The sequence below is a fragment of the Micromonospora sp. CNZ285 genome, assembly GCF_004637285.1.
Map to the genome: position 1 here is coordinate 3,704,627 of NZ_SPQD01000001.1, position 22,481 is coordinate 3,727,107.

The 22,481-nt window shown below is 75.2% G+C and carries 22 protein-coding genes and 1 riboswitch; of the genes, 15 read left to right on the top strand and 7 right to left on the bottom strand.

What is annotated here, in order from left to right; genetic code table 11:
- Window positions 1-53: 53 nt before the first annotated feature.
- The 5 genes from CLT75_RS16650 to fabF all read left to right on the top strand — a co-directional run bounded on the left by CLT75_RS16650 (window position 54) and on the right by fabF (window position 5,091).
- Complete coding sequence (locus CLT75_RS16650) at window positions 54-1,328, top strand: PucR family transcriptional regulator (protein ID WP_318335156.1); 1,275 nt, start codon at window positions 54-56, stop codon at window positions 1,326-1,328.
- Window positions 1,329-1,425: 97 nt separating this feature from the next.
- Window positions 1,426-2,595: an acyltransferase domain-containing protein gene (locus CLT75_RS16655; RefSeq protein WP_135241464.1), complete on the top strand. Its 1,170-nt coding sequence runs from the start codon at window positions 1,426-1,428 to the stop codon at window positions 2,593-2,595.
- Window positions 2,596-3,540, top strand: a complete 945-nt coding sequence (locus CLT75_RS16660; RefSeq protein WP_135241465.1) for a beta-ketoacyl-ACP synthase III — start codon at window positions 2,596-2,598, stop codon at window positions 3,538-3,540. It abuts the gene before it with no gap.
- Window positions 3,541-3,622: 82 nt separating this feature from the next.
- The gene (locus CLT75_RS16665; RefSeq protein WP_007072348.1) at window positions 3,623-3,862 is read left to right on the top strand and encodes an acyl carrier protein; all 240 of its coding nucleotides are present in this window, start codon (window positions 3,623-3,625) and stop codon (window positions 3,860-3,862) included.
- A gap of 2 nt (window positions 3,863-3,864) precedes the next feature.
- Window positions 3,865-5,091 carry a beta-ketoacyl-ACP synthase II gene (gene fabF, locus CLT75_RS16670; RefSeq protein ID WP_135241466.1) on the top strand — a complete coding sequence of 409 codons (1,227 nt, stop codon included), beginning with the start codon at window positions 3,865-3,867 and terminating at the stop codon, window positions 5,089-5,091.
- A gap of 54 nt (window positions 5,092-5,145) precedes the next feature.
- On the opposite strand, the gene CLT75_RS16675 is transcribed toward fabF, so the two are convergent.
- The 3 genes from CLT75_RS16675 to CLT75_RS16685 are packed head-to-tail and all read right to left on the bottom strand — an operon-like array spanning window position 5,146 to window position 7,671.
- Window positions 5,146-5,367 (bottom strand): hypothetical protein, encoded by a 222-nt coding sequence (locus CLT75_RS16675; protein ID WP_013287840.1) that lies wholly within the window; start codon window positions 5,365-5,367, stop codon window positions 5,146-5,148.
- Window positions 5,368-5,421: 54 nt separating this feature from the next.
- Complete coding sequence (locus CLT75_RS16680) at window positions 5,422-7,146, bottom strand: glycoside hydrolase family 3 protein (protein ID WP_135241467.1); 1,725 nt, start codon at window positions 7,144-7,146, stop codon at window positions 5,422-5,424.
- 33 nt (window positions 7,147-7,179) lie between these two features.
- The gene (locus tag CLT75_RS16685; protein ID WP_135241468.1) at window positions 7,180-7,671 is read right to left on the bottom strand and encodes a DUF3145 domain-containing protein; all 492 of its coding nucleotides are present in this window, start codon (window positions 7,669-7,671) and stop codon (window positions 7,180-7,182) included.
- 327 nt (window positions 7,672-7,998) lie between these two features.
- On the opposite strand from CLT75_RS16685, the gene CLT75_RS16690 reads away from it, so the two are divergent.
- Window positions 7,999-8,328 carry a hypothetical protein gene (locus CLT75_RS16690; protein WP_099164126.1) on the top strand — a complete coding sequence of 110 codons (330 nt, stop codon included), beginning with the start codon at window positions 7,999-8,001 and terminating at the stop codon, window positions 8,326-8,328.
- Between the two features lie 37 nt (window positions 8,329-8,365).
- Here the strand turns inward: CLT75_RS16690 and CLT75_RS16695 are convergent, their stop codons facing one another.
- Complete coding sequence (locus tag CLT75_RS16695) at window positions 8,366-8,989, bottom strand: carbonic anhydrase (protein ID WP_135241469.1); 624 nt, start codon at window positions 8,987-8,989, stop codon at window positions 8,366-8,368.
- A 148-nt stretch (window positions 8,990-9,137) separates the two neighbouring features.
- Here CLT75_RS16695 and CLT75_RS16700 point away from each other — a divergent pair, with 148 nt between their 5' ends.
- From CLT75_RS16700 to CLT75_RS16715, 4 genes are all read left to right on the top strand, one after another.
- Window positions 9,138-10,052, top strand: a complete 915-nt coding sequence (locus CLT75_RS16700; protein ID WP_135241470.1) for an alpha/beta fold hydrolase — start codon at window positions 9,138-9,140, stop codon at window positions 10,050-10,052.
- Between the two features lie 124 nt (window positions 10,053-10,176).
- On the top strand, window positions 10,177-12,294 hold the full coding sequence (locus CLT75_RS16705; protein ID WP_135241471.1) for an AAA family ATPase: 2,118 nt from the start codon (window positions 10,177-10,179) through the stop codon (window positions 12,292-12,294).
- A gap of 91 nt (window positions 12,295-12,385) precedes the next feature.
- Window positions 12,386-13,300 carry a cation diffusion facilitator family transporter gene (locus tag CLT75_RS16710; RefSeq protein WP_135241472.1) on the top strand — a complete coding sequence of 305 codons (915 nt, stop codon included), beginning with the start codon at window positions 12,386-12,388 and terminating at the stop codon, window positions 13,298-13,300.
- Between the two features lie 144 nt (window positions 13,301-13,444).
- Window positions 13,445-13,575, top strand: a riboswitch (cyclic di-AMP (ydaO/yuaA leader).
- Window positions 13,576-13,579: 4 nt separating this feature from the next.
- Window positions 13,580-14,656 (top strand): VldE C-terminal domain-containing protein, encoded by a 1,077-nt coding sequence (locus CLT75_RS16715; RefSeq protein ID WP_135241473.1) that lies wholly within the window; start codon window positions 13,580-13,582, stop codon window positions 14,654-14,656.
- A 25-nt stretch (window positions 14,657-14,681) separates the two neighbouring features.
- Here the strand turns inward: CLT75_RS16715 and CLT75_RS16720 are convergent, their stop codons facing one another.
- Window positions 14,682-15,134, bottom strand: coding sequence for an SRPBCC family protein (locus CLT75_RS16720; RefSeq protein ID WP_135241474.1), 453 nt, complete (start codon window positions 15,132-15,134; stop codon window positions 14,682-14,684).
- Window positions 15,135-15,235: 101 nt separating this feature from the next.
- Window positions 15,236-15,595 carry an STAS domain-containing protein gene (locus tag CLT75_RS16725; RefSeq protein ID WP_135241475.1) on the bottom strand — a complete coding sequence of 120 codons (360 nt, stop codon included), beginning with the start codon at window positions 15,593-15,595 and terminating at the stop codon, window positions 15,236-15,238.
- A gap of 419 nt (window positions 15,596-16,014) precedes the next feature.
- Here CLT75_RS16725 and CLT75_RS16730 point away from each other — a divergent pair, with 419 nt between their 5' ends.
- The 3 genes from CLT75_RS16730 (at window position 16,015) to CLT75_RS16740 (ending at window position 17,947) form a co-directional block, all read left to right on the top strand.
- Window positions 16,015-16,419 carry a hypothetical protein gene (locus CLT75_RS16730; protein WP_135241476.1) on the top strand — a complete coding sequence of 135 codons (405 nt, stop codon included), beginning with the start codon at window positions 16,015-16,017 and terminating at the stop codon, window positions 16,417-16,419.
- A gap of 161 nt (window positions 16,420-16,580) precedes the next feature.
- Window positions 16,581-17,255 (top strand): BON domain-containing protein, encoded by a 675-nt coding sequence (locus tag CLT75_RS16735; RefSeq protein WP_135241477.1) that lies wholly within the window; start codon window positions 16,581-16,583, stop codon window positions 17,253-17,255.
- Window positions 17,256-17,392: 137 nt separating this feature from the next.
- Window positions 17,393-17,947: a DsbA family protein gene (locus CLT75_RS16740; protein WP_135241478.1), complete on the top strand. Its 555-nt coding sequence runs from the start codon at window positions 17,393-17,395 to the stop codon at window positions 17,945-17,947.
- Between the two features lie 3 nt (window positions 17,948-17,950).
- Here the strand turns inward: CLT75_RS16740 and CLT75_RS16745 are convergent, their stop codons facing one another.
- Window positions 17,951-20,725 carry a winged helix-turn-helix domain-containing protein gene (locus CLT75_RS16745; protein ID WP_135241479.1) on the bottom strand — a complete coding sequence of 925 codons (2,775 nt, stop codon included), beginning with the start codon at window positions 20,723-20,725 and terminating at the stop codon, window positions 17,951-17,953.
- A 151-nt stretch (window positions 20,726-20,876) separates the two neighbouring features.
- Here CLT75_RS16745 and CLT75_RS16750 point away from each other — a divergent pair, with 151 nt between their 5' ends.
- Both CLT75_RS16750 and CLT75_RS16755 read left to right on the top strand, forming a co-directional pair.
- Window positions 20,877-21,320 (top strand): hypothetical protein, encoded by a 444-nt coding sequence (locus CLT75_RS16750; RefSeq protein ID WP_135241480.1) that lies wholly within the window; start codon window positions 20,877-20,879, stop codon window positions 21,318-21,320.
- A complete protein-coding gene (locus tag CLT75_RS16755) occupies window positions 21,317-22,453 on the top strand; it encodes an alcohol dehydrogenase catalytic domain-containing protein (protein ID WP_135241481.1) in 1,137 nt (378 codons plus the stop codon). The genes CLT75_RS16750 and CLT75_RS16755 overlap by 4 nt, the downstream gene beginning before the upstream one ends.
- Window positions 22,454-22,481 lie beyond the last annotated feature (28 nt).

Here is a 22,481-nt window from a genome sequence, read left to right on the forward strand (position 1 = left end):
GCGTGCCCTGACACCGTACTGGCCCGGCCGGACGAGATCGTCAGCGCGTACCGGTGGAGATCGTCACGCCACCGCGGGCCCGCCGCCTCGAAGTGGATCCGCTGGTCACGCCGTGTCAGGCTGGTGCGGTGAGCGAACCGGGCGGAACGGAGACGTCGGCGACGCTGCGCCGCATCGAACGGGCGGCGGGCGGCCTGGCGACCGCCAGCGTGGCCCGGATGGACGAGACGCTGCCGTGGTTCCGCGAGCTGCCCGCCGACCAGCGCTCCTGGGTCATGCTCGTCGCCCAGGCCGGCGTGCGCTCCCTGGTGCAGTGGCTGCGCCAGGGCGGCGGCGCCACCGACCGCACCCAGGAGGTGTCGGACGAGGTCTTCGCCGCCGCGCCGCAGGCACTGGCCCGCTCGATCAGCCTCCAGCAGACCGTGGCGCTGATCAAGGTGACCATCGACGTGGTCGAGGAGCAGGTGTCGGACCTGGCCGTACCGGGCGAGGAACAGTCGCTGCGGGAGGCGGTACTGCGCTTCTCCCGGGAGATCGCGTTCGCCGCCGCGCGGGTGTACGCCCGGGCCGCCGAGAGCCGCGGCTCCTGGGACGCCCGGTTGCAGGCGCTGCTTGTCGACGCGCTGCTGCGGGGCGACTCCCCGGACGTGCTGGCCAGCCGGGCCGCCGCGCTGGGCTGGACGGACGCGCCGCCGGTGGCGGTGGCGGTGGGCCGCTCCCCCGGCGGCGAGGTGGCGGCCGTGCTGCACACCGTCTACCGGCAGGCCCGGCGGATCGGCGTCGAGGTGATCGGCGGCGTGCACGGCGACCGCCTGGTCATCGTGCTGGGCGGGGCGGCCGATCCGGTGGCGGCCACGGAGAAGCTGCGTACCGCCTTCGGTGAGGGGCCGGTGGTGGTCGGCCCGGCGGTGCCCAGCCTGGACGAGGCCACCGAGTCGGCGCGGGCCGCGCTGGCCGGGTTCCGGGCCGCGCCGGCCTGGCCGACCGCGCCGTGCCCGGTCGCCGCCGACGAGCTGCTCCCGGAACGCGCGCTGGCCGGGGACACCGAGGCCCGCCGCCGGTTGCGCCACGACGTGTACGCGGCACTGGCCCGCTCCGGCGGTGAGCTGCTGGAGACGCTCGACGCGTTCTTCGCCGCCGGCGGCACGCTGGAGAGCGCCGCCCGGGCGCTGTTCGTGCACCCGAACACCGTGCGCTACCGGCTGAAGCGGATCGCCGAGGTGACCGGTTTCTCCCCACTGGCCCCGCGCGACGCGTTCGCGCTGCAGGTCGCGCTGACGGTGGGACGCCTCGACCCGGTGGTGCCGGCGGTCTCCGACAGGCGATGACCTCCGACGATCTTTGTAGGATTCCTCTAAAGGTTCTAGTGTGGTTTGGTGCCGTACGTTACAGCGCGGCACGCCGGGATCCGTCAGAGTCGTACACGTGCTCGCCGTACTCTCTCCCGGACAGGGTTCACAGAAGCCCGGCTTCCTCGCGCCGTGGCTCGACCTCCCCGGCGCCGAGGCGCGTCTGCGCTGGTGGTCGGCGCTCGCCGGGGTGGATCTGATCCACCTGGGCACCCGGGCGGACGCGGACGAGATCAAGGACACCGCCCGCACCCAGCCGCTGCTGGTCGCCGCCGCGCTGCTCGCCGCCGAGCATTTGCCAATGCGCGACGTGGGGCTGGTCGCCGGGCACAGCGTCGGTGAACTGGGCGCCGCCGCGCTGGCCGGGGTGCTCCCGGCCGAGGCCGCCGTGACGCTCGCCGGCGTACGCGGGCGGGAGATGGCCGCCGCCTGCGCGCTGGAGCCGACCGGGATGGCCGCCGTGCTCGGCGGCGACCCGGACGAGGTGCTCGCCGCGCTTCAGTCGCACGGGCTGCACCCGGCCAACCGCAACGGCGCCGGTCAGATCGTCGCCGCCGGCGCGGTCGACGCGCTGGACAAGCTGGCCGCCGAGCCGCCCACACGCACCCGGGTCATCCGGCTCCAGGTGGCGGGCGCGTTCCACACGCCGTACATGGCGCCGGCCGAGACCGCGCTCGCCGCGGTCGCCGCCGGTGTCCCGGCCTCCGGCCCGGCCCGGATCCTGCTGTCCAACCTCGACGGCGCACCGGTCGGGCACGGCCCGGAGACGGTACGCCGGCTGGTCCGGCAGGTGACCGCCCCGGTCCGCTGGGACCTGTGCATGCGCACGCTGGCCGACCTCGGCGTCACCGGCGTGATCGAGCTGCCGCCCGCCGGCACGCTCGCCGGGCTGGTCAAGCGGGAGCTCAAGGGCGAGGGCGCACCCGAGATCGTCACCCTGAACACCCCGGCCGACCTGCCCGCCGCGCGCCGCCTGATCGCCCGGCACGCCGGCCTCGCCGCCCGCCCGACCGCGCCGTCGTTCCGGGTGGTCGTCTCCCCCGCCGCCGGGCGCCTCGACCTGTCGGCCGGACCGGCCGAGGGCGCCGAGGTACGCGCCGGTGAGGTCCTCGGCCACGTCACCACCGGCCGGGGACCGGTCGAGGTGACCGCACACGACAACGGGCCGCTCGTCGAGTGGCTCGCGCACCACGACGACCCGGTCGCACCGGGCCAGCCCCTCGTCCGTATCGGAGGAACGCACTAAATGGCCGGCAGCCGGATCGTCGCGATGGGGCACTACCAGCCCTCCCGCGTCGTCACGAACGACGAGATCGCCCAGATGGTCGACACCAACGACGAGTGGATCCGGGACCGGGTCGGCATCGTCACCCGGCGGATCGCGGGCGACGAGACGGTGGCCGACATGGCCGCCGCCGCCGCCGGCAAGGCGCTCGCCAACGCCGGGCTGACCGCCGCCGACATCGACCTGGTCGTGGTGGCGACCTGCACGTCCGTGGACCGCAGCCCCAACGTGGCCTGCCGGGTCGCGGCCAAGCTGGGCATCAACGCGCCCGGGGCGTACGACCTCAACACCGCCTGCTCCGGCTTCGCGTACGCGCTGGGCACCGTCGACCACGCGATCCGGGCCGGCGCGGCGCGCAACGCGATCGTCATCGGCGCGGAGAAGCTCTCCGAGTTCACCGACTGGACCGACCGCTCGACCTGCATCATCTTCGGTGACGGCGCCGGGGCGGCGGTGGTCAGCGCGACCGCCGACGACGAGCCGGCCGGGATCGGGCCGGTGGTCTGGGGTTCCGCCCCGGAGAAGAGCGACGCGGTCCGGATCGAGGGCTGGCAGCCGTACATCACCCAGGAGGGCCAGTCGGTGTTCCGCTGGGCCACCACCGCGCTGGCCCCGCTCGCGCTGCAGGCGTGCGAGCGCGCCGGGGTGGACCCGTCGGAGCTGGCCGCGTTCGTGCCGCACCAGGCCAACGCCCGGATCATCGACGGCATCGCCAAGCGGCTGAACATCCCGGACGCGATCATCGCCAAGGACATCGTCGAGTCCGGCAACACGTCGGCGGCGAGCATCCCGCTGGCCCTGTCGAAGCTGGTCGAGCGCCGCGAGGTGCCCTCGGGCGCCCCGGTGCTGCTGTTCGGCTTCGGCGGCGGCCTGACCTACGCCGGTCAGGTCGTGCGCTGCCCCTGAGACCCCCTCGGGCGCGAACGCGCCGAGGTGCGTGACCGGCGACGCCGGTCACCGGAACCCCCGATGAGAGGAACCAACCGCAATGACCCGTGACGAGATCACCGCCGGCCTCGCCGAGATCCTCGAAGAGGTTGCCGGGGTGAACCCGGACGACGTGGCCGAGGGGAAGTCCTTCACCGACGACCTCGACGTCGACTCGCTCTCCATGGTCGAGGTCGTGGTGGCGGCCGAGGAGAAGTTCGGCGTCAAGATCCCGGACAACGAGGTGCAGAACCTCAAGACCGTCGGGGACGCGGTCAGCTACATCGAGGCGCAGTCCTGATCATGAGTCGTCCCGACGTCGTCGTCACCGGGCTCGGCGCGACGACCCCGCTCGGCGGGGACGTCGCGTCGACCTGGGACGCCATGCTCGCCGGCCGCTCCGGGGTGAGTGCGCTCACCCAGGAGTGGGCCGCGCAACTGCCCGTACGGATCGCCGCCGAACTGGCGGTCGACCCGTCCGAGGTGCTGGACCGGGTGAAGCTGCGCCGGCTGGACCGCTCGGAGGCGATCGCCATCATCGCCGCCAAGCAGGCGTGGGCCGACGCCGGTCTGGACGAGGCCGCGCCGGATCCGGAGCGCCTGGCGGTCAGCGTGGGCTCGGGCATCGGCGGCGCCACCACCCTGCTCGCCCAGGACGACATCCTGGAGGCGTCCGGACCGCGGCGGGTCTCCCCGCACACCATCCCGATGCTGATGCCGAACGGCCCGGCCGCCTGGGTCGGTCTGGAGCTGGGCGCCAAGGCCGGCGTCCACACCGTGGCCAGCGCCTGCGCGACCGGCGCGGAGGCGATCGCGCTGGGCCTGGACATCATCCGCGCCGGCCGGGCCGACGTGGTGGTGGCCGGCGGCACCGAAGCGGTCATCCACCCGCTGCCGATCGCCGGCTTCAGCTCGATGCGGGCCATGTCGACCCGCAACGACGAGCCGGAGCGGGCCTCCCGGCCGTGGGACTCCGGTCGCGACGGCTTCGTCCTCGGTGAGGGCGCGGGCGTGGTGATCCTGGAGCGCGCCGACCACGCCGCCGCCCGGGGCGCCCGGGTGTACGCGCGCCTGGCCGGTGCGGGGATCACCTCGGACGCGTACGACATCGTGCAGCCGCACGCCGAGGGTGAGGGCGCCATCCGCGCCATCGCCCGGGCGGTCGCCGACGCGGACGTGGCCCGTACCGACATCGTGCACGTCAACGCGCACGCCACCTCCACCCCGGTCGGGGACATGCTGGAGATCGGCGCGCTGCGTCAGGCGGTCGGCGACCACCCGGTGCTCACCGCCACGAAGTCGATGACCGGGCACCTGCTCGGCGCGGCCGGCGCGCTGGAGTCGATCGCCACCATCCTGGCCATCCGGGACGGCGTGATCCCGCCGACGATCAACCTGGACGACCCGGACGAGGGCCTGACGCTGGACGTCGCCGCGCACAAGGCGCGTCACATGGAGATCCCGGCGGCGCTGAACAACGCGTTCGGCTTCGGCGGGCACAACGTGGCGCTGGTCTTCACCCGCCCCTGATCGGATGCGCGGAAGGGCCCCTACTCCGTCGGAGTAGGGGCCCTTCCGCGCCTCTCAGCCGCGGTTGCGGGGGTGCTGCCGGGCGGTCCGCTCGTTGCCCCGCCGGTAGTTGCCGGTCCACCGCGCCATGGCCAGCTGCGGGTCGTCGCCGACCTCGGCCAGGAACTGCGCGGCCCGGCCACCGCGCAACGTGCCGGCGACCCGGCCGTGATGCGTGATGACCACCGTGCCGTCGGCGCGTTCGACGTACCGGAATCCCTGTGCCGCCTCTCCCATGGGCGCCACCCTGCCAGCCGGCCGCCCCGGGCCGCATCCGAGTTACGGCGGCGGTCAGGTACGGCAGGTCGTGGCGGGCAGGCCGGAGACCGGCACCGGGGAGCGGCCGGCCGGGCGGGCCTTGCCGGCGAGCACCGCGGCGAGCCCGGTCATCGAGGCCCGGGTGGACGAGTAGGTCGCCATCAGAGTCGGGGACTTCGCCCCGGACAGCACGTACGGCGTGTCCATCGCCACCGTCACGGCGGCGCCGGCGCTCAGGTCCTTCGCGCCGTCGCCGTACCCGACCAGGTGCACCACGGTGCCACCGGAGGGCACCACCTTGACCCCGGCCGCGGTGAGCGCTTCGGTCAGCAGCTTGCGGGTGCGCTCCCGGCCACCGGAGGAGGTCACGCTCACCGGGCCGGGCACCGCGCCGCCGCACTTGCCGCGCAGCACCGTCACCGCGGCGGTGGCCAGGTCGTCGGCGGCCTTGCGGTGGGCGGCGCCGTCGAGCGTGGACAGCGCCGGGGTGTCCCGCCCGGCCAGCCGGAACTTCATGGTCAGCACCCGGGTGACCGCCTCGACCAGGCGGGCGCGGGGCAGCGAGCCGTCCTTGAGCGCGGCGCGCAGCCCGTCGTACGCCTGGGTGACGTTCGGGGGCATCAGGATGAGGTCGTTGCCGGCGTTGAGCGCGCGTACGGCGGCCTCGCCCGGCGACCACTTCTTCGCCGGGGCCATGTTCATCCCGTCGGTGATCACCACGCCCTGGAAGCCGAGCTGGCCGCGCAGCACGTCGGTGAGCAGCTTGCGGGAGAACGTCGCGGGGGTGCCCGGGTCGACGGCCTTGACGTCCAGGTGGGCCGACATCACCGCCATGGCCCCGGCGCCGATGCCGGACCGGAACGGCGGGAACGCGAGGCGGTCCAGCTCGGCGCGGGACTGCTTGATCACTGGAAGTTCGGTGTGCGAGTCCTCGGCGCTCAGGCCGTGCCCGGGGAAGTGCTTGACGGCGGCGCCGACGCCCTCGGCCTGCAGGCCGCGGACCGCGCCGGCCACCTGCGGGGACGCGGTCGCCGGGTCGGCGCCGAAGGAGCGGGAGCCGATCACCGCGCTGCGGGTCGCCAGCACGTCGGCGACCGGCGCGAAGTCGAGGTTGATGCCCATCGCGGCCAGCTCGGCCCCGGCGGCCCGCCAGGCGGCCTCGGTCAGCGCCGGGTTCCCGGCGGCGCCGGCGGCGAGCGGGCTGGGCAGCAGCGTCACCCCGTCGGTGATCCGGGTGACCACGCCGTACTCCTGGTCGGTGCCGATCAGGAACGGCGCGGCGCCGGCGGGCAGCTTGCCGGCGGCGGCGCGCAGCCCGTCGGTGAGCGCCCGAACCTGCTCGGGGTTGTCCACGTTCGTGGTGGCCTGGTTGCCCGAGGTGGGGTCGTCGGCGCTGAAGCCGACCAGGATCAGCCCGCCGAGCCGGTACTTCGCCACCATCTCGGCGGGGGTGTCGACGCCGGCGAGCGCCCGGTTCCCGGCCGCCGAGCCGGCTGACACCTGGGTGGCGGAGCTGCCGTAGGCGTACGGCATCAGCACCTGCCCGACCAGGTCCTCGTCGCTCAGCGTGCCGACGAGCGCGGCCGCGCGGGCGGCCGGATCGGCGGCCGGCGGGTCACTCGGCGCGGGGGCGGCCGACGACGGCGCCGGGCTCGTCGGGGCGGGCCGGGGCCGGTCCGGCCCGTCCGAGCACCCGGAGACGAGCAGCGCGGTCAGTGCGGCGAGCGCGACGGCGGAGCGCCGCGGGGAAATCGACACGCGGCCCACCGTATCGGGGCAACTCGGCCGCCGTCACCCGACCCGGGTGAGCAGCGTCACCGGCGCGCCGTCGCCGGCGTACCGGTAGGGCTCCAGCTCGGCGTCCCAGGCGGTGCCGAGCGCCTTGTCCAGGGCGTGGGCCAGCGCCTCCGGGCCGCGCGCGGCGGCCATCAGGCTGCGGAGTCGGTCCTCGCCGAGCTGGATGTCGCCGGCCGCGCCGACAGCGGCCCGGAACAGGCCCCGGCCCGGTACGTACATGAAGCGCTCGCCGTCGACGCCGGGACTGGGTTCCTCGGTGACCTCGAAACGGATCATGGGCCACTGCCGGAGGGCAGCGGCCAGCTCCGCGCCGGTCCCCGGGCTGCCGGTCCAGCCGCACTCGGCGCGACGGGCGCCCGGATCGACGGGCTGCGCCGTCCAGTGCAGGTTGACCGGCGCGGCGAGGACGCGCGCGATCGCCCACTCGACGTGCGAGCACACGGCGAGCGGGGTCGAGTGGACGTATACGACGCCACGCGTTGGCACGGTGACCTCCCGGTGAGCCGAGGTGCGTCTTCCCCTACGACCTCGTCCTACCGAGTGGTACCTGGCACACATGATGACCCGAGTGACTGGTGGTGCGCCAGCGAATCGGAAAATTCGCCGGGCCCCGGAGCGGGAAATACCCGGGTGGCGGACCCGGTTATGCCCTCTGACGCCGCGACGACCAGCCAGGTGTCGTGGTCGTGTACAGTTCTCTGGGCGGTTCTGTGCCGCCGTACATCTTCGCGGGCCGGCGCCCACCCGGGCGTCATCCGCATACAGCCCCCGGACGGCTTCCGTCCCCACCGTACGTCTGCAAGGAGTACCTCCGTGGCGAGCAACACCTCTAAGACCGCGCGCGCGTCCGTCCGGGCCGGCCAGGCTGGCCAGGGTGGCGCCCTCAGCGTGCTGGGCGAGTTCAAGTACCTGATCCCGCTCAACGGCGGCAAGCACGCCTACGTGCGCAACCTGACCAACGGCAAGACCGCGCACCTGCGCACCGACTCCGACGCCTTCGTCGAGGAGATCCGCGTGCTGGCCGCCGCCGGCCACGCCGCCAAGATCCGCGCCGAGATCAACGGCCTGGCCGCCGCCCACCCGGGCCACGGCTGGGACGCCACCGAGAAGCGCCTGGTCGAGGCCGGCGTCTTCGAGGGCTGAGCACCCTCACCCGCACCACCGCGACCGCCCGCCGGGATCACCCCGGCGGGCGGTTTCGCGTCTGCTCCTGCGGCAGCAGCGTCACCTCGCCGGTGGCCAGGTCGTAGAGCGCGCCCTCCACTGCCAGCTCACCCGCCTCCACCGGCCCGGCCAGCCGGTCGTCGCGGCGCAACGCGGCCACCGTGCGCCGGACGTGGCGGCGGATCGCCAGCGGATGCGCGTCCGGGTCGTCCACCCCGACGTCGGTCACCGCCGGGGCGATCCGGTCCACCACGTACGCCAGGTCGCCACCGGGCCGCCGCCCGGTGCGCAGCGCCTCGACCGTGGAGCCGACCGCGCCGCAGCGCTCGTGCCCCAGCACCATCACCAGGCGTACGCCGAGCTGCTCCACCACGTACTCGATCGAACCCCGGACGGCCCGGTCCAGCACGTGCCCGCCGGTACGGATCACGCAGATCGAACCGAACGTCTGGTCGAAGATCGCCTCCAACGGCACGCGGGAGTCGATACAGCCCAGCACCACCGCGTACGGCTGCTGGTCGCCGGAGGCCACCGCCGCGGCGGCGGTGACGTCGTGCCCGTGCACCGGCTGGCCGCTGACGAAGCGGCGGTTGCCGGCGAGCAGCTCGGCCAGCGCGGTGCGCGGACTGGTGGACGGCATACCTCCCAGCCTGGTCACCGATCCGACGCCGTGGGGCCGGACCGGAATCTTCTCTCCGGGCCGGTTGCCGTGGTCTCATGGCGGGTAACGCCGGTGTCACCGCCGGGTCATCCGGTGGACACACACCGGCGGGCCCGGGAGGTGGACGATGCCGGACCTGGAACTGCGGCTCCCCGACGACGTACGCCTGCACGTCAGCGTCACCGGGCCGGTCGACGCCGAGGTCACCGCCGTCCTGCTGCACGGCTGGACGCTGGACGGGCGCAGCTGGCACCGTCAGGTCGCCGAGCTGCGGGAACGCTTCGGCGGCCGGGTCCGCCTGGTCACCTACGACGCGCGCGGCCACGGCCGGTCGAGCTGCCTGGCGCTGCGCGACGCCACCCTCGCCCAGCTCGGTGACGACCTGGCGGCGGTGATCGACGAGATCGTCCCGTCCGGCCCGATCGTCCTGGTCGGGCACTCGATGGGCGGGATGACGGTGATGGAGTACGCCCACCGCCACCCCGACCGGTTCGCCGCGCGTACCGCCGGTCTGGTCTTCGTCTCCACCACCGCCGAGGGGCACACGCACACCGCGTACGGCCTCTCCCCCCGGATCACCCGGCTGATCCGGCTGGCCGAGACGACAGGCGCCGGGGTGCTGGCCCGCTGCGGCGGCTGGCGGCCCCCGCACGCGCTGCTGCGCGCGCTGCGCCCGAGCATCCGCTGGATGCTGTTCGGCGACCGCTGCGACCCGGCTGACATCCGGCTGGTCACCTCCGCGGTGGCCCGGGCCACGCTGCGCTCGATCGGCGGTTTCCGCGCCTCGATCGGCGCCCAGCACCGGCTGGAGACGCTCGCCGCGCTCGGCGGGCTGCCGGCCGCCGCGCTGGTCGGGGACCGGGACCGGCTCACGCCGCCGCCCTGCGCCGAGTCGATCGCGGCGGCGCTGCCCACCACGGAGCTGACGGTCTGCCCGGGTGCCGGGCACATGCTGATGATGGAGCGCCCCGACGAGGTGAACGCGGCCCTCGCCGGCGTGCTGGACCGGGTGCTGGCCGAGCGCCCGGCGACCCGCCTCTGAGCGTCTCCGGCTCGCGAGCGGCACTGACGTACGCCACGTGCGCGGCATGCCCCGGCGTGCCGGTTGCCGGCGGCCCGTACCCTCATTCAGCCCGTCGTGCCCTCCGAACACAGGAGCATCCGCGTTGACCGACCAGACCACGCTGGACCGGGAGATCGCCGCCGAGCAGCGCCACCTCGACCGGGTGTACGCCCGGCTGGCCGAACTGCGCCGGTCGGCGGCCGACGCCGAGCGGGAGGGCTACCGGCTGGCCCGGGTCGGCAACTTCGGCGCGCTGGTCGAGCGGGACGCGATGGTCTTCCACGCCGCCCAGCGCCGGCACGTGCTGGACGCCGAGCACGAGGGGCTGGTGTTCGGGCGGCTGGACCTGCGTACCGGGCAGGTGCTGCACGTCGGCCGTCTCGGTGTGCGGGGCGTGGACGCGGAGACGCTGGTGGTGGACTGGCGGGCACCCGCCGCCGCCGCGTTCTACCAGGCCACGCCCGCCGAGCCGCGCGGCGTGGTGCGCCGGCGCACGATCCAGTCCGCGTCGGAGAAGGTCACCCGGATCGAGGACGACCTGCTGGACCCGGAGGCCGCGCCGCCGGACATGGCGGTGGTCGGTGACGGGGCGCTGCTGGCCACGCTGTCCCGGGCCACCGGCCGGGGCATGCGCGACATCGTCGCCACCATCCAGCGCGAGCAGGACGAGGCGATCCGTTCCCCCGGCAACGGCGTCACGATCGTCTCCGGCGGCCCCGGCACCGGGAAGACGGCGGTGGCGCTGCACCGGGCCGCGTACCTGCTCTACTCCGACCGGGCCCGGTACGCCGGCGGCGGCATCCTGGTGGTCGGACCGTCCGGTGTGTTCGTCGAGTACATCGCCTCGGTGCTGCCGTCGCTGGGCGAGGAGACCGCCACGCTGCACTCGCTGGGCTCGCTGTTCCCCGGCCTGTCCGCGTCCCGGACCGACCCGCCGGACGTGGCGGCGGTGAAGGGGTCGCTGCGGATGCGCCGGGTGCTGGAACGCGCGGTACGCGACGCGGTGCCGGACTCCCCCGCCGAGCTGCGCCTGCTCTACCGGGGCGAACTGCTGCGCCTGGAACGTCCCGCGCTGGACGCGATCCGGGACCGGACGCTCGCCCGTGGGGCGCGCCGCAACGAGGTACGCCGGGCGGCGTTCGACGCGGTGCTCGCCGCGCTCTACACGCAGGCCCGCACGCTGCGGGTGGGACGCCTGCCGGAGCAGCCCGCGTTCGAGGACGAGATCATCGAGCGGCCCGAGTTCCGCGAGTTCCTCAAGGCGTGGTGGCCCCGGCTGCACCCGCGGCACGTGCTGGACTGGCTGGCCCGCCCGGACCGGCTGCGCCGCTACGCCGGGGGGATCCTCTCCTCGGCGGAGATCCGGCTGCTCGGCGACGCGTACCGGACGCTGGCGACCGAGGGCCTGACGGTGGCCGACATCGCGCTGCTGGACGAGCTGGACGCGCTGCTCGGCAAGCCGGTGCAGCGGGCCCGGCCCAAGCGCGACCCGTACCAGCTCGCCGGTGGCGTGCGCGAGCTGAGCACGTACGCCGACCGGCAGCGTGCCGCCCGCGCGGCGGCGCGGGAGCGTCCGGACGACTACCGCGACTACGCGCACGTGGTGGTGGACGAGTCGCAGGACGTCTCGCCGATGCAGTGGCGGATGGTCGGCCGGCGCGGGCGGCTGGCGTCCTGGACGGTGGTCGGTGACCCGGCGCAGACCGCCTGGACCGGCGACCCGCAGGAGCTGGACCGGGCCCGTGACCAGGCGCTCGGCCGGCGAAAGCGGCACCGCTACGAGCTGACCACCAACTACCGCAACTCGGCGGAGATCTTCGCGGTGGCGGCGGCGGAGATCCGCCGGCTCTACCCGGACCTGCCGCTGCCCGACGCGGTGCGGTCCACCGGCGTGCCGCCGATCGAGCGCACGGTGCCCGCCGCCGACCTGCCGGCGGCCACCGTCGAGGCGGCCGAGGCGCTGCTCGCGCAGGTGGAGGGCACCGTCGGCGTGATCACGCCGGTGCCGCGCCGGGACGAGGTGGCGGGCTGGCTGGGCGGGCTCGGCGCGGGCCGCCTCCAGGTGGTGACCAGCCTCCAGGCCAAGGGCATGGAGTACGACGGCGTGGTGCTGGTGGCGCCGAGCGAGATCCGGGCCGACCCGGGATCGGGTGTGCGCACGCTCTACGTGGCGCTGTCCCGGGCGACCCAGCGCCTCACCACGCTCGACCCGGTGGGGTGACCGGCCCCGCCGTCACCCACAGTTCAGTTGCATACATAGCGATGTGAACATACATTGGGCCTGGCCGGTACGGGGCAGGAAGGGTGTTGGCGTGGGCGCAGGTCATGACCACAGCGGCGCGGTGACCAACGCGGCGCACCGCCACCGGGGCCGCCTCTGGGCCGCCTTCGCGCTGCTCGCCGCCCTGATGGTGGTCGAGGCGGTGGCCGCGTTCACGACCGGGTCGCTGGCACTGCTCTCCGACGCCGGGCACATGTTCACCGACGTCCTCGGCATCGGCATGGCGCTGGCCGCGATCACCGCCACCCGCCGCGCCGGCACCGACCCGCAGCGCACGTTCGGGCTCTACCGGCTGGAGGTGCTCGCCGCCCTCGCCAATGCCGTACTGCTCGGTGCCGTCGCGATCTACGTCCTGGTCGAGGCGGTACGCCGGTTCGGCGAGCCGCCGGAGGTGCTGGCCGGCCCGATGCTCGTGGTGGCGGTGCTCGGCCTGCTCGCCAACATCGTCGCGTTCGCGCTGCTGCGCGCCGGGTCGAAGGAGAGCATCAACCTGCGCGGGGCGTACCTGGAGGTGCTCGGCGACCTGCTGGGCTCGCTCGGCGTGATCGCCGCCGCGCTGGTCATCGCGGTGACCGACTGGTGGTGGGCGGACCCGCTGGTCGCCGTCGGGATCGGCCTGTTCATCCTGCCGCGCACCTGGCGGCTCGGCCGGGCCGCGCTGCGCATCCTGGTGCAGGCCGCGCCGGAGCACCTCCAGGTCACCGCCGTGCACGACCGGCTGGCCGCCGTACCGGGCGTGGCCGAGGTGCACGACCTGCACGTCTGGACGCTCACCTCGGGCATGGAGGTGGCCTCGGCGCACCTGACCACCGACCCGGGTGTGGACCCGGCCGGGGTGCTGGCCGCCGCGCGGGCCGCCCTGCACGAGGACTTCTCCATCGATCACGCCACGTTGCAGGTCGAACCCGGAGCGTCGGCCGGAGTGTGCGGACAGACCGAGTGGTGATTAGGACACACTTAAATCACTGTGGCTAATGTAGTCTTATGCCGGTTTTGCCCCGCCTAGTGGCGCTGCTCGACGGAGCCGCGCCCGGGCAGCGCCGGTAGTCTCGGTCGCGGCCGCACCCGCGGACGCCACCCGGCCCCGGTGGGGCGGCCGTCGCCTAATCGTCCGCAGGGACGAGCCGGGGAACCACGTACGTGGGGTGCATCCGCGTCAGCGGTAGGGATCTTCCGTCCCGAACCCGTCAGCTAACCCGGTCGGCGTTGACGGAAGGACGTGTGAATGCCCCCAGTGGCACCTGTACGACGGACGGCCGCCCGGTTGGCGGCCCTGCTCGTCGCGACGCTGACCCTCGGCGTCGCGACCGTTCCGGTCTCCCCCGCCTCCGCGGCGCCGGTGACCGGCCTGCTCGCCGCCGCGCCCGGCGGCGACGACGAGGGCGGCACGCCGGAACTGCGCGCCCAGCTCGACGCGGCCAGCAAGGGCTGGCTGGAGGCGAAGGCCGCGCTGAACCGGTCGGTGACCCGCCAGAAACAGCTCAACGACCAGCTCAAGACGGTCGGCGCCGAGCTTGCCGTCCGCGACGCCAAGGTCGGCGAGATCGCCGCGGTGGCGTACCGCAACGGCCGCCTGGGCACCGCCGGGGCGCTGCTCGGCAGCAGCAGCCCGGAGGGCTTCATGGACCGGGCCGCCGCGCTGGAGCAGGTCGCCGCGCACGAGGACCGTACGCTGCGCGACCTGATCGCCACCCGCGATGAGGCCACCCGCACCCGCGCCCAGCTCGACGGGGAGATCCGCGAGCAGCGCAAGCAGGTGACGGTGATGGCCAAGCGCAAGGAGCAGGCCGAGCGCGCCCTTGAGGTGGCGAACGACCGGGCCTCGCGCAGCAGCAGCGGCGGTGGCAGCGTCCAGGGCACCTCCAGCAAGAACGCGAAGCCGGCGCCGCGCAACTCGGACGGCTCCTGGCCGTCGGAGTCGTGCAGCGTCAACGACCCCACCCCGGCGGACGGCTGCATCACGCCGCGCACGCTGCACGCGCTGCAACAGGCCAAGGCGGCCGGCTTCACCAGGTACGTCTCGTGCCACCGGCCGAGCGGCTCGGGTGAGCATCCGAAGGGGCGGGCCTGCGACTTCGCCGCGCAGAAGGACGGCTTCGGCGGCGTCGCCTCCGGCGGTGACCGGACGTACGGCAACAACCTGGCCGCGTACTTCGTGCGCAACGCCGACCCGCTCGCCGTGCTCTACGTGATCTGGTTCAAGCAGATCTGGCTGCCCAGCAGCGGGTGGAAGTCGTACAGCGGCGGCAACGGCGACCCGTCCAGCGACCACACCAACCACGTGCACCTGTCGGTGTACTGAGCCACGCCTGAGAGGGTCGGCCGGATCAGGCCGGTCGGCCCTCCAGGGTCGCGCCGAGACGCGCCGCCAGGCCCAGGTGAGCAGCCCGGGCCTGGCGGAACGCGTACCCGAACAGCGGTGCCGGCGCGGTGAGCGTGATCTCCACGTCGATGCGTACCGTGCCGTCCGGCTCGTCGCGCAGGCGGGTGTGGTTGCGGACGGTCGTCGCGGGTTGCTGCCGCGCCACTGTGACGACCTCGTCCTCGCTGGCGACGAGCACGTCCGCCTGGTACGTGACCGGGAAGTGCAGCGGGCCGAGTTGCAGCCGGTCCGTGATCGCGTAGCTGGCCAGCGCGCCCGGCCGGGCCGGCAGCTTCCGGACCCGGACGATCAGCGGATGCAGCTCGCCCTGGCGACTCAGGTCACCCAGCAGGGCCACCGCTTCGGCCCGGGTGCACCGGGCCTGCACGGTGTAGCTGAAGCTGTCGCTGCTCTGCAAGCGGGCCCCCTCGCCGTCGTGCGTCGCGACGATCGTCCCGTACCGACGCCGGACTGGCAACGGGTAGAAGGTCCCCTGGCCGCAGGGGGTGTGAACGGCGCTCAAGCGCCGGGCAGCACCTCGGGGGTGTCGTCGGCGAACCACGGCTCGGGCGCGCCGAACAGGCCGAGCAGGCCGGTCACCCAGAGCTGCCGGTGCACGAACCGGCTCGGCTCGATGACCACGAGCTTGACGCCGCTGACCTCGCAGGTCTGGAAGCCCGCGACCATGGCGCTGATGCCGACCGAGTCGATGAACGTGACAAGCCGCATGTTCAGCTCGATCCGGGACGGACGGCCCTTCGCGAGCACCTCGGCGATCGCTTCCCGCACCTCGTACGCGGTGTCGACGTCGATCTCCCCACGGGGCGCGATCTGGACGACACCACCCGGCCGCACCGACTTCACGATCGACAGGCTCACGCGAGCACCTCCACTCGCCCATGACGGGCGCCTCATCAGTACGCGGGCCGCGACCGAGAGTATTCCTCCAACGGCCCGGTCGCCACCCCCCGGGATGAGCAATTCGCGAACTGGGCACACCTGGACGTACCCAATCCGAACCTCCGGGTTCCAGTTTCCCCTGTATGGCGGGTCGCGGCCAACCGTGCGACCGGGCGGGCCCGCCGATCCGCCGACCAGGGTAGCGGGCGCACGCACGTCCCGTCGGCACCGGTCCCGGCGCGTTCGGGTGGTTCGTCCCGTTCGCTGCTCGCAGGCCGGGAACCACCGCGTGGTTTGCCGCGGGCGCCGGTGGGGCACTGCCCGAGACAGTGAACCCGCCGGATGGACACCGGAGTCCGAAGTGGCCGCCGGCCTTCGGCACCCGAGGAGGTAGAACGATGTTCGGATCCAACCTGCTGGACCGCCGGGGCAAGGCCGAGCGGGTCGCCGACCAGGCGTGGCAGAACCTGCTCTCCGCCGTCGGTTCCGCCGGCGACAGCGTGCGCGACGCCACCCGGACCGCCCGCCGCAGCTCCTCCGGCCTGGCCGACGACGCCACCGACCTGGTCGGCTCCGCCGCCGACGAGGCACGCCGCCGGGCGTCCCTCGCCTTCGACGCGCTCGCCGGCCGCCGGCCCGCCCTGCCCTGGACGCTGCTGATCGCGGCGGCGCTCACCGGCGCGGCGATCGGCTGGGCCGCCGGCACCGCGGCGCGCGCCGCGGGCAGCCGGGACCGCGCCGCGGACGAGATCGAGTTCGTGGACGTGGACCGGCCGAACTCGCCGGCCGGCCTGGACGGCTGACCCGCCCGTACGACACGACGACGGCCGCTCCCGGGACCTCCCGGGGGCGGCCGTCCTGCTGCCTCACCCGCAGCGGGTGAGGGCCGTTCACCCGGGGCGGACGCAGGATCGCGGGTGCGGGACCACGTGCCCGCGCCGCGACCGACGGGAGGGAGAGCCGGATGACCACCGACACGATCACCCGTACCGACCGGGACATCCAGTCCGCCGTGCTCGACGAGCTGACCTGGGAACCGCGGGTCGGCGCGGACGAGATCGGGGTGACTGTCACCGAGGGCGTGGTGACGCTCACCGGCCGGGTCGACAGCTACGCCAAGAAGTGGGCCGCCGAACGGGCCGCGCACCGGGTCGCCCGGGTCCGCGCGGTCGCCAACGACCTCGCCGTCCGGATCGACACCGCGGCCGGGCGGGAGGACCCGGAGATCGCCGTCGCGGCCGTACGGGCGCTGGAGTGGGACGCGTTCGTGCCGATCGAGGCGTTGCAGGTGACGGTGGCCGACGGCTGGGTCACGCTGCACGGCGAGGTCGAGTGGGAGTACCAGCGGCGGGCCGCCGAACGCTCGGTCGCCCGGCTGACCGGCGTGTGCGGGGTGAGCAACGGCATCGCGGTACGCCCCGCGGTGCGCGCCGACGGCGGTGACCTGGCCGAGCGGATCGTCGACGCGCTGGCCCGCAACCGCGCCACCGAGGCCGAGGAGGTCGACGTGCGGGTGCACGGCGACACGGTGCTGCTGGACGGGCGGGTCCACTCGCCCGGCGAACGCGAGGAGATCGAGCGGGTGGTGTGGAACGCGCCAGGCATCCGGGAGGTGCGCAACCACCTCGCCGTGCGATGACGGGGAACCACCCCGCCCGGGTGAGCCCGCCTCACCCGGGCCGCGGGCATCGTGGGCGGCATGAGTGATCCGAACGGGCTGGTGGTGCTGGCCTTCTACCCGCACGGCTGGACTGGGATCGGCGGGGTGAGTGCCGGATGACCACGCCACTTCAGGTCACCACCGCGCGGCTGCGGATCCCGGTGACCGACCGAGACCATGTCCGCGGGCCGGTGGACGCGCCGGTCACCATCGTCGAGTACGGCGACTTCCAGTGCCGGTTCTGCGGCGCCGCGTACCCGAACCTGGCCGAGGTGCTGCGCCAGCGGGCCGACATGGTGCGGCTGGCGTACCGGCACTTCCCGATCACCAACGTCCACCCGTACGCGGAGAGCGCCGCGGAGACCGCCGAGGCCGCCGCCGCCCGGGGCCGGTTCTGGGAGATGTACGACTGGCTCTACCAGCACCAGGACCAGCTCGACCCGGTACACCTGTCGCTGGGCGTCGAGCAGATCGGCCTGTCGCCGGAGGAGATCGCCGCGGAGGTCGGCCGGCAGGAGTACGCCGACCGGGTCCGACAGGACTTCGTCGGCGGCATCCGCAGCGGCGTCAACGGCACGCCGACCTTGTTCGTCAACGACGTCCGGCACGACGGCGGCTACGACCTGGCCGAACTGCTGGCAGTGGTGGACGCCGCCACCGACGACGGCTGACGGTCAGATCAGCCGCAGCTCGCGCGCCCGCCGGACGGCGTCCCGCCGGCGGGTCGCGTCGAGCTTGCGGTAGATGTTGCGCACGTGCGTCTTCACCGTGTTGACCGACAACGACAGCTCGGCGGCGATCTCCACGTTGGACAGGATGCTCTGGAGATAGCGCAGGATGGTCAGCTCCCGCTCGGTGAGCGGCTCGTCGAGCGTCCGGGCCGGACCGTCGGCAGTCGCGGCCACCGGTTGCGCGTCCACGCCCCGCACCAGCTCGCTCACCGTGGCCCAGTACGCGGTGCCCGAGTCCAGGCGCGCGGCGAGCAGGTCCCGCACCCCCGGGTCGGCGCGGGTGAAGACGCGCCGGAAGCCGTCCGGCTCGGCGAGCGCCAGCACCTCCTCCAGCAGCCGCCCGGCGCGCCGGGCGTCACCGGAGGCGTCGGCGAGCGCCGCGTCGAGCAACCCGGCGCCCAGCCGCACCGGCAGCGGCCAGTCCGCAGCGCCGGACCCGGTCCAGTCGGGCAGCGCCCGCTCGGCCGCGCGGGCGTCACCGGCACGCCACCGCAGCCGCGCGTCCGCCAGCGCCGGCGCCGGCCCGTCGCCCGCCGCGTCGAGCAGCGCCCGGGCGCCGTCGACGTCACCGACGACGGCGCGTACCTGCGCCTCGTCGGCGGCGAGCCACGCGCCCAGCTCCGGGCCGGGCGCGGCGGTCCGCGCCTCGGCGAGCGTGCGCAGCGCGCCGCCCGGGTCACCGCCGTCGGCCAGCAGCCCGGCCCGGCACAGCGCGGTGAGCGCCGCGCCGCCCGGCTCCGCGCCGGCCGGCCCGGCGAGCGCCAGGTGGGCCGTGGCCTCCGCCGGCCGGTCCCGCTGCCAGTCCACGAACGCCAGCGCCAGGTACGCGTAGCCGCAGTCCGACCGCGACGACCAGCCCTGACACGGCGGCATCGCCAGCGCCTCCCGGGCCAGCTCCTCGGCGGTCCGCAACGCGCCCCGGGCCGCCTCCAGCAGCGCCGAGCGGCTGACGCAGAGCAGTTCGGTACGCGGCCGCCCGGCCCGCCGCGCCGCCTCCCGCGCCGTGGCGAACCGGTCCCGGGCGGTGGACAGCTCCCCCTCGGCCAGCGCGACCAGCCCGTGCGCGGCGCCGGCCACCGCGCGCACGTCGTCCCGCTCGGCCGACCCGGCGCGGGGATCGCCGGCTCCGTCGTCCGGGCCCGGGGACTCCTGCGCCGGGCCGGTGTCCAGCAGGCGGTCGGCGGCCCGGCGTACCTCCTCGTGGTCGCCGCCGAGCCGGGCGAGGCTCAGCTCCACGGCGGCGGCCAGCCGGCCGAACCGGTCGCGGCGCGGCGCGGGCAGGCCGGCGGCGTCGGCGAGGGCCCGCCGCATCTGCGCGCCGGCGGTGGCCGGATCCCCGGCGTACGCCCGCTCGGCGGCGGCGGCGAGCGCCAGCTCCGGATCCCGGCGGACGGCCTCGGCGGGCGGCTCGGGTGGGGCCGGTACGGCGGCCGGCTCGTCCGGCGCCAGCTCGGGCCAGCGGGTGACGAGCAGCTCGGTGGCGTCGGCCCACTCACCGGCGAGAAGCGCGTGCCGCAGCGCCTCGGCCGGACGGTCGTGGGTGCCGTACCACCCGGCCGCCCGCCGGTGCAGCTCCCGCACCTCGTCGGCGGGCAGCCGGTCCAGCTCGTCGCGCAGCACGTCGGCCAGCAGCGGGTGCGGCCGGTACCACTGCGGGCTGCCGCCGTCCCGGTGCAGGAAACCGCCCTCCCGGGCCGCCTCGGCGAGCAGGTGCCCGGCGTCGGGCCGCCCGGTCAGCGCGGCGGCCAGATCGGCGTGGACCGCGACGGCCACCGCCACGCGGCGCAGGACGTCGCGGGTCGCCGGTTCCAGCGGGGCCAGCACCTCGTCCCGCAGGTACGCGGCGACGTCCGGCTGGTCACCGGCGAACCGTTCCACCGCGCGGGCCGGGTCGGCGCCGTCGCCGAGCGCGAGCGCGGCGAAGCGCAGCCCGGCCGGCCAGCCGCTGGTGCGTTCGGCCAGCCGGCCCACGGCCGGGGCGGGTACGGCCACGCCGTGCGCGACGAGCAGGTCGGCCACCTCGTCGGCGGTGAACGCCAGGTCGTCGGCGCCGATCACGGTCAGCTCACCGGCCAGCCGCCAGCGGTGCAGCGCCAGCGGTGGTTCGCCGCGCGCGCCCGCCACCAGCCGCAACCGGCCGTCGGAGTGCCGGAGCAGGAACTCCAGCCCGGTCAGGGCGGCCGGGTCGGTGACCCGGTGCAGGTCGTCCAGGACCAGCAGCACGGGCCGTTCCCGGGCGGCGAGCGCGGCGGCGAGCGTTTCGAGCTGCTCGGGCCGGGGCGGTCCGTCCGGCACCGGCGGCGGCCCGTCGTCCGGGTCGTCGGCGGCGGCGGTACGCAGGGCCGCCGCGAGGTAGCCCCAGAGCCGCCGGGTGGTCTCCCCCTCGGCCACCGTCACCCAGGCCGGCGCCGGCCCGTCCCGCTCCCCCTGCGCCCAGGTCGACAGCAGCGTGGTCTTGCCCCAGCCGGCCGGCGCGCAGACGAGCGTCACCGGCCCGGACGCGCCCTGTTCCAGCCGGTCCAGCAGCCGCGGACGCAGCAGGACCGGCTCGGGCGGCACGGGCGGCGTCAACCGGGACGCCAGCAACGGCGGGCCGCCCGGCAGCGCACCACCGGCGACATCGGGCGAATCGAGGACGGTGGTGAGCAGATCGGGCGTACCGGTGATGTCGCTTGTGCCGCTCGGTGCGGTGACGACCTGGTCTGCCTCCTCCGGCATGCGTCCCTCCCCCCGTCGGTGCGGGCAGCGGTTACCCGCACCGCGCCGGTTCACCCCTTCCGGGCGAACCCCGCTCACCCGGGCGCCGCGCACCCTGTAGGCACGCGGGGCGGCGGCCGGGTGGCGGCCGCCCGGGACGGCGGGAGGTCAGGTGGCGCGGAGCGGACGGCTCGCGGCGGGCGCGCTGGCGCTGGCGGGGGCACGGGTGCTGGCTCCGGCGGGCGTACGGGTGCTGGCCCGCCGCCGGGCGCGGCGGTCCGGCGCCGACACTCGGCCGGGCCGGTGGCAGGTGGTGACCATCGCCGGGGCGCCCGAGCAGGTGCTCCCGGCCGGGCGGTGGCCCGAGCCGCTGCGCCGCCTCGACGGCGCGGTCGAGCTGTGGGCCCGACCGGCACCGGGCGGGCGCGGCACGGAGCTGGCGGTCCGCCCGCTGGGCGGGGAGTGCACGCTCCCGGGGTTCGCCGCGCACCTGGTCGGCGACGACCCGGGCCGGTTCCTGCGCCACGTGCTGCGGCAGACCAAGCAACTCCTGGAGACCGGCGAGGTGCTGCGGGCGGACCGTTCGCCGCTGGACCGGCCGGGGACCGCGACGTGAGGGCGCTCTGCTGGGCCGGAGCCGGCCTCGTCGAGGTGCGCCGCGTCCCGGACCCGGAGCTGCGCAACGCCCAGGACATGATCGTCCGGGTCCGGCGCAGCACGACCTGCGGCGCCGACCTGCCGCTTCTCGGTGGGCAGGTGCCCGAGGCGTCCGCCGGGGAGGTGCTCGGACGCGAGTTCCTCGGCGACGTGGTCGAGGTCGGTCCGGAGGTACGCCGGCACCGGGTCGCCGACCGGGTGGTGGTGGGCACGGCGGTGGCCTGCGGGGCGTGCTGGTTCTGCCGGCAAGGGCTGCCGGCGTGCTGCGACAACGGCACGAGCGGCGTGGCGGCCGAGCCGGAGTGGGGGCAGCCGCCCGCCGGCGGGTACGGCCGCCCGGCCCGGCTGGGCGGCTTCGCCGGTGGCCACGCCGAGTACGTGCGGGTGCCGTACGCCGACGTGGGCGCGTTCGCCGTGCCGGAGTCGGTGAGCGACGACCGGGCGGTGTTCGCCGCCGACGCCGCGCCGGCCGGCTGGTACGGCGCCGAACTGGGCGAGGTCGCCCCCGGCGACGTGGTGGCGGTGTGGGGCGCGGGCGCGGTCGGCCAGCTCACCGCAGACGCGGCGGTGGCCCGGGGCGCGGACCGGGTGGTGGTGGTCGACGACCGGGACGACCGGCTGCGGATGGTCACCGGGCACGACGGCGTGGAGGCGCTCAACCACAGGTACGTGGACGTGCTCGCCGAGCTGCGCGAACGCAGTGGCGGCCGGGGACCGGACGTGTGCGTCGACGCCTCCGGGGTGCCGGCCGTGCCGGGCCGGTGGCCGATCGCCGAGCCGGACGGCGGTGCGGCGCTGCGCGAGGCGGTGCACGCCTGCCGCAAGGGCGGCGTGGTGGTGGTGCTCGGCGCCCGGCCCGGATTCGTGGACCGGTTCCCGCTCGGCGCGTTCGCCGACAAGGGGCTCGCCGTCCGCGCCGCCCGGCGCCGGGGCAGTGCCGCGATCCCGGCGCTGCTGGACCGGATGGCCCGCGACGAGCTGGTCACCGAGCACCTGGCCACGCACCGGATGCCGCTGGAGCGCGGCGCCGAGGGGTACGCGTTGTTCCGGGACCGGGCCGACGGCTGCGTCCGGGTGGTCTTCACGCCGTGAAGGTGAGCGCCGTGGATGGCACACTCGG

Coding starts and splice junctions, on each gene's coding strand:
- CLT75_RS16660 (WP_135241465.1), top strand. CDS start 2,596: ATGGCCGGCAGCCGGATCGTCGCGATGGGGCACTACCAGCCCTCCCGC.
- CLT75_RS16665 (WP_007072348.1), top strand. CDS start 3,623: ATGACCCGTGACGAGATCACCGCCGGCCTCGCCGAGATCCTCGAAGAG.
- fabF (WP_135241466.1), top strand. CDS start 3,865: ATGAGTCGTCCCGACGTCGTCGTCACCGGGCTCGGCGCGACGACCCCG.
- CLT75_RS16675 (WP_013287840.1), bottom strand. CDS start 5,367: ATGGGAGAGGCGGCACAGGGATTCCGGTACGTCGAACGCGCCGACGGC.
- CLT75_RS16695 (WP_135241469.1), bottom strand. CDS start 8,989: ATGCCGTCCACCAGTCCGCGCACCGCGCTGGCCGAGCTGCTCGCCGGC.
- CLT75_RS16700 (WP_135241470.1), top strand. CDS start 9,138: ATGCCGGACCTGGAACTGCGGCTCCCCGACGACGTACGCCTGCACGTC.
- CLT75_RS16715 (WP_135241473.1), top strand. CDS start 13,580: ATGCCCCCAGTGGCACCTGTACGACGGACGGCCGCCCGGTTGGCGGCC.
- CLT75_RS16730 (WP_135241476.1), top strand. CDS start 16,015: ATGTTCGGATCCAACCTGCTGGACCGCCGGGGCAAGGCCGAGCGGGTC.
- CLT75_RS16735 (WP_135241477.1), top strand. CDS start 16,581: ATGACCACCGACACGATCACCCGTACCGACCGGGACATCCAGTCCGCC.
- CLT75_RS16740 (WP_135241478.1), top strand. CDS start 17,393: ATGACCACGCCACTTCAGGTCACCACCGCGCGGCTGCGGATCCCGGTG.
- CLT75_RS16745 (WP_135241479.1), bottom strand. CDS start 20,725: ATGCCGGAGGAGGCAGACCAGGTCGTCACCGCACCGAGCGGCACAAGC.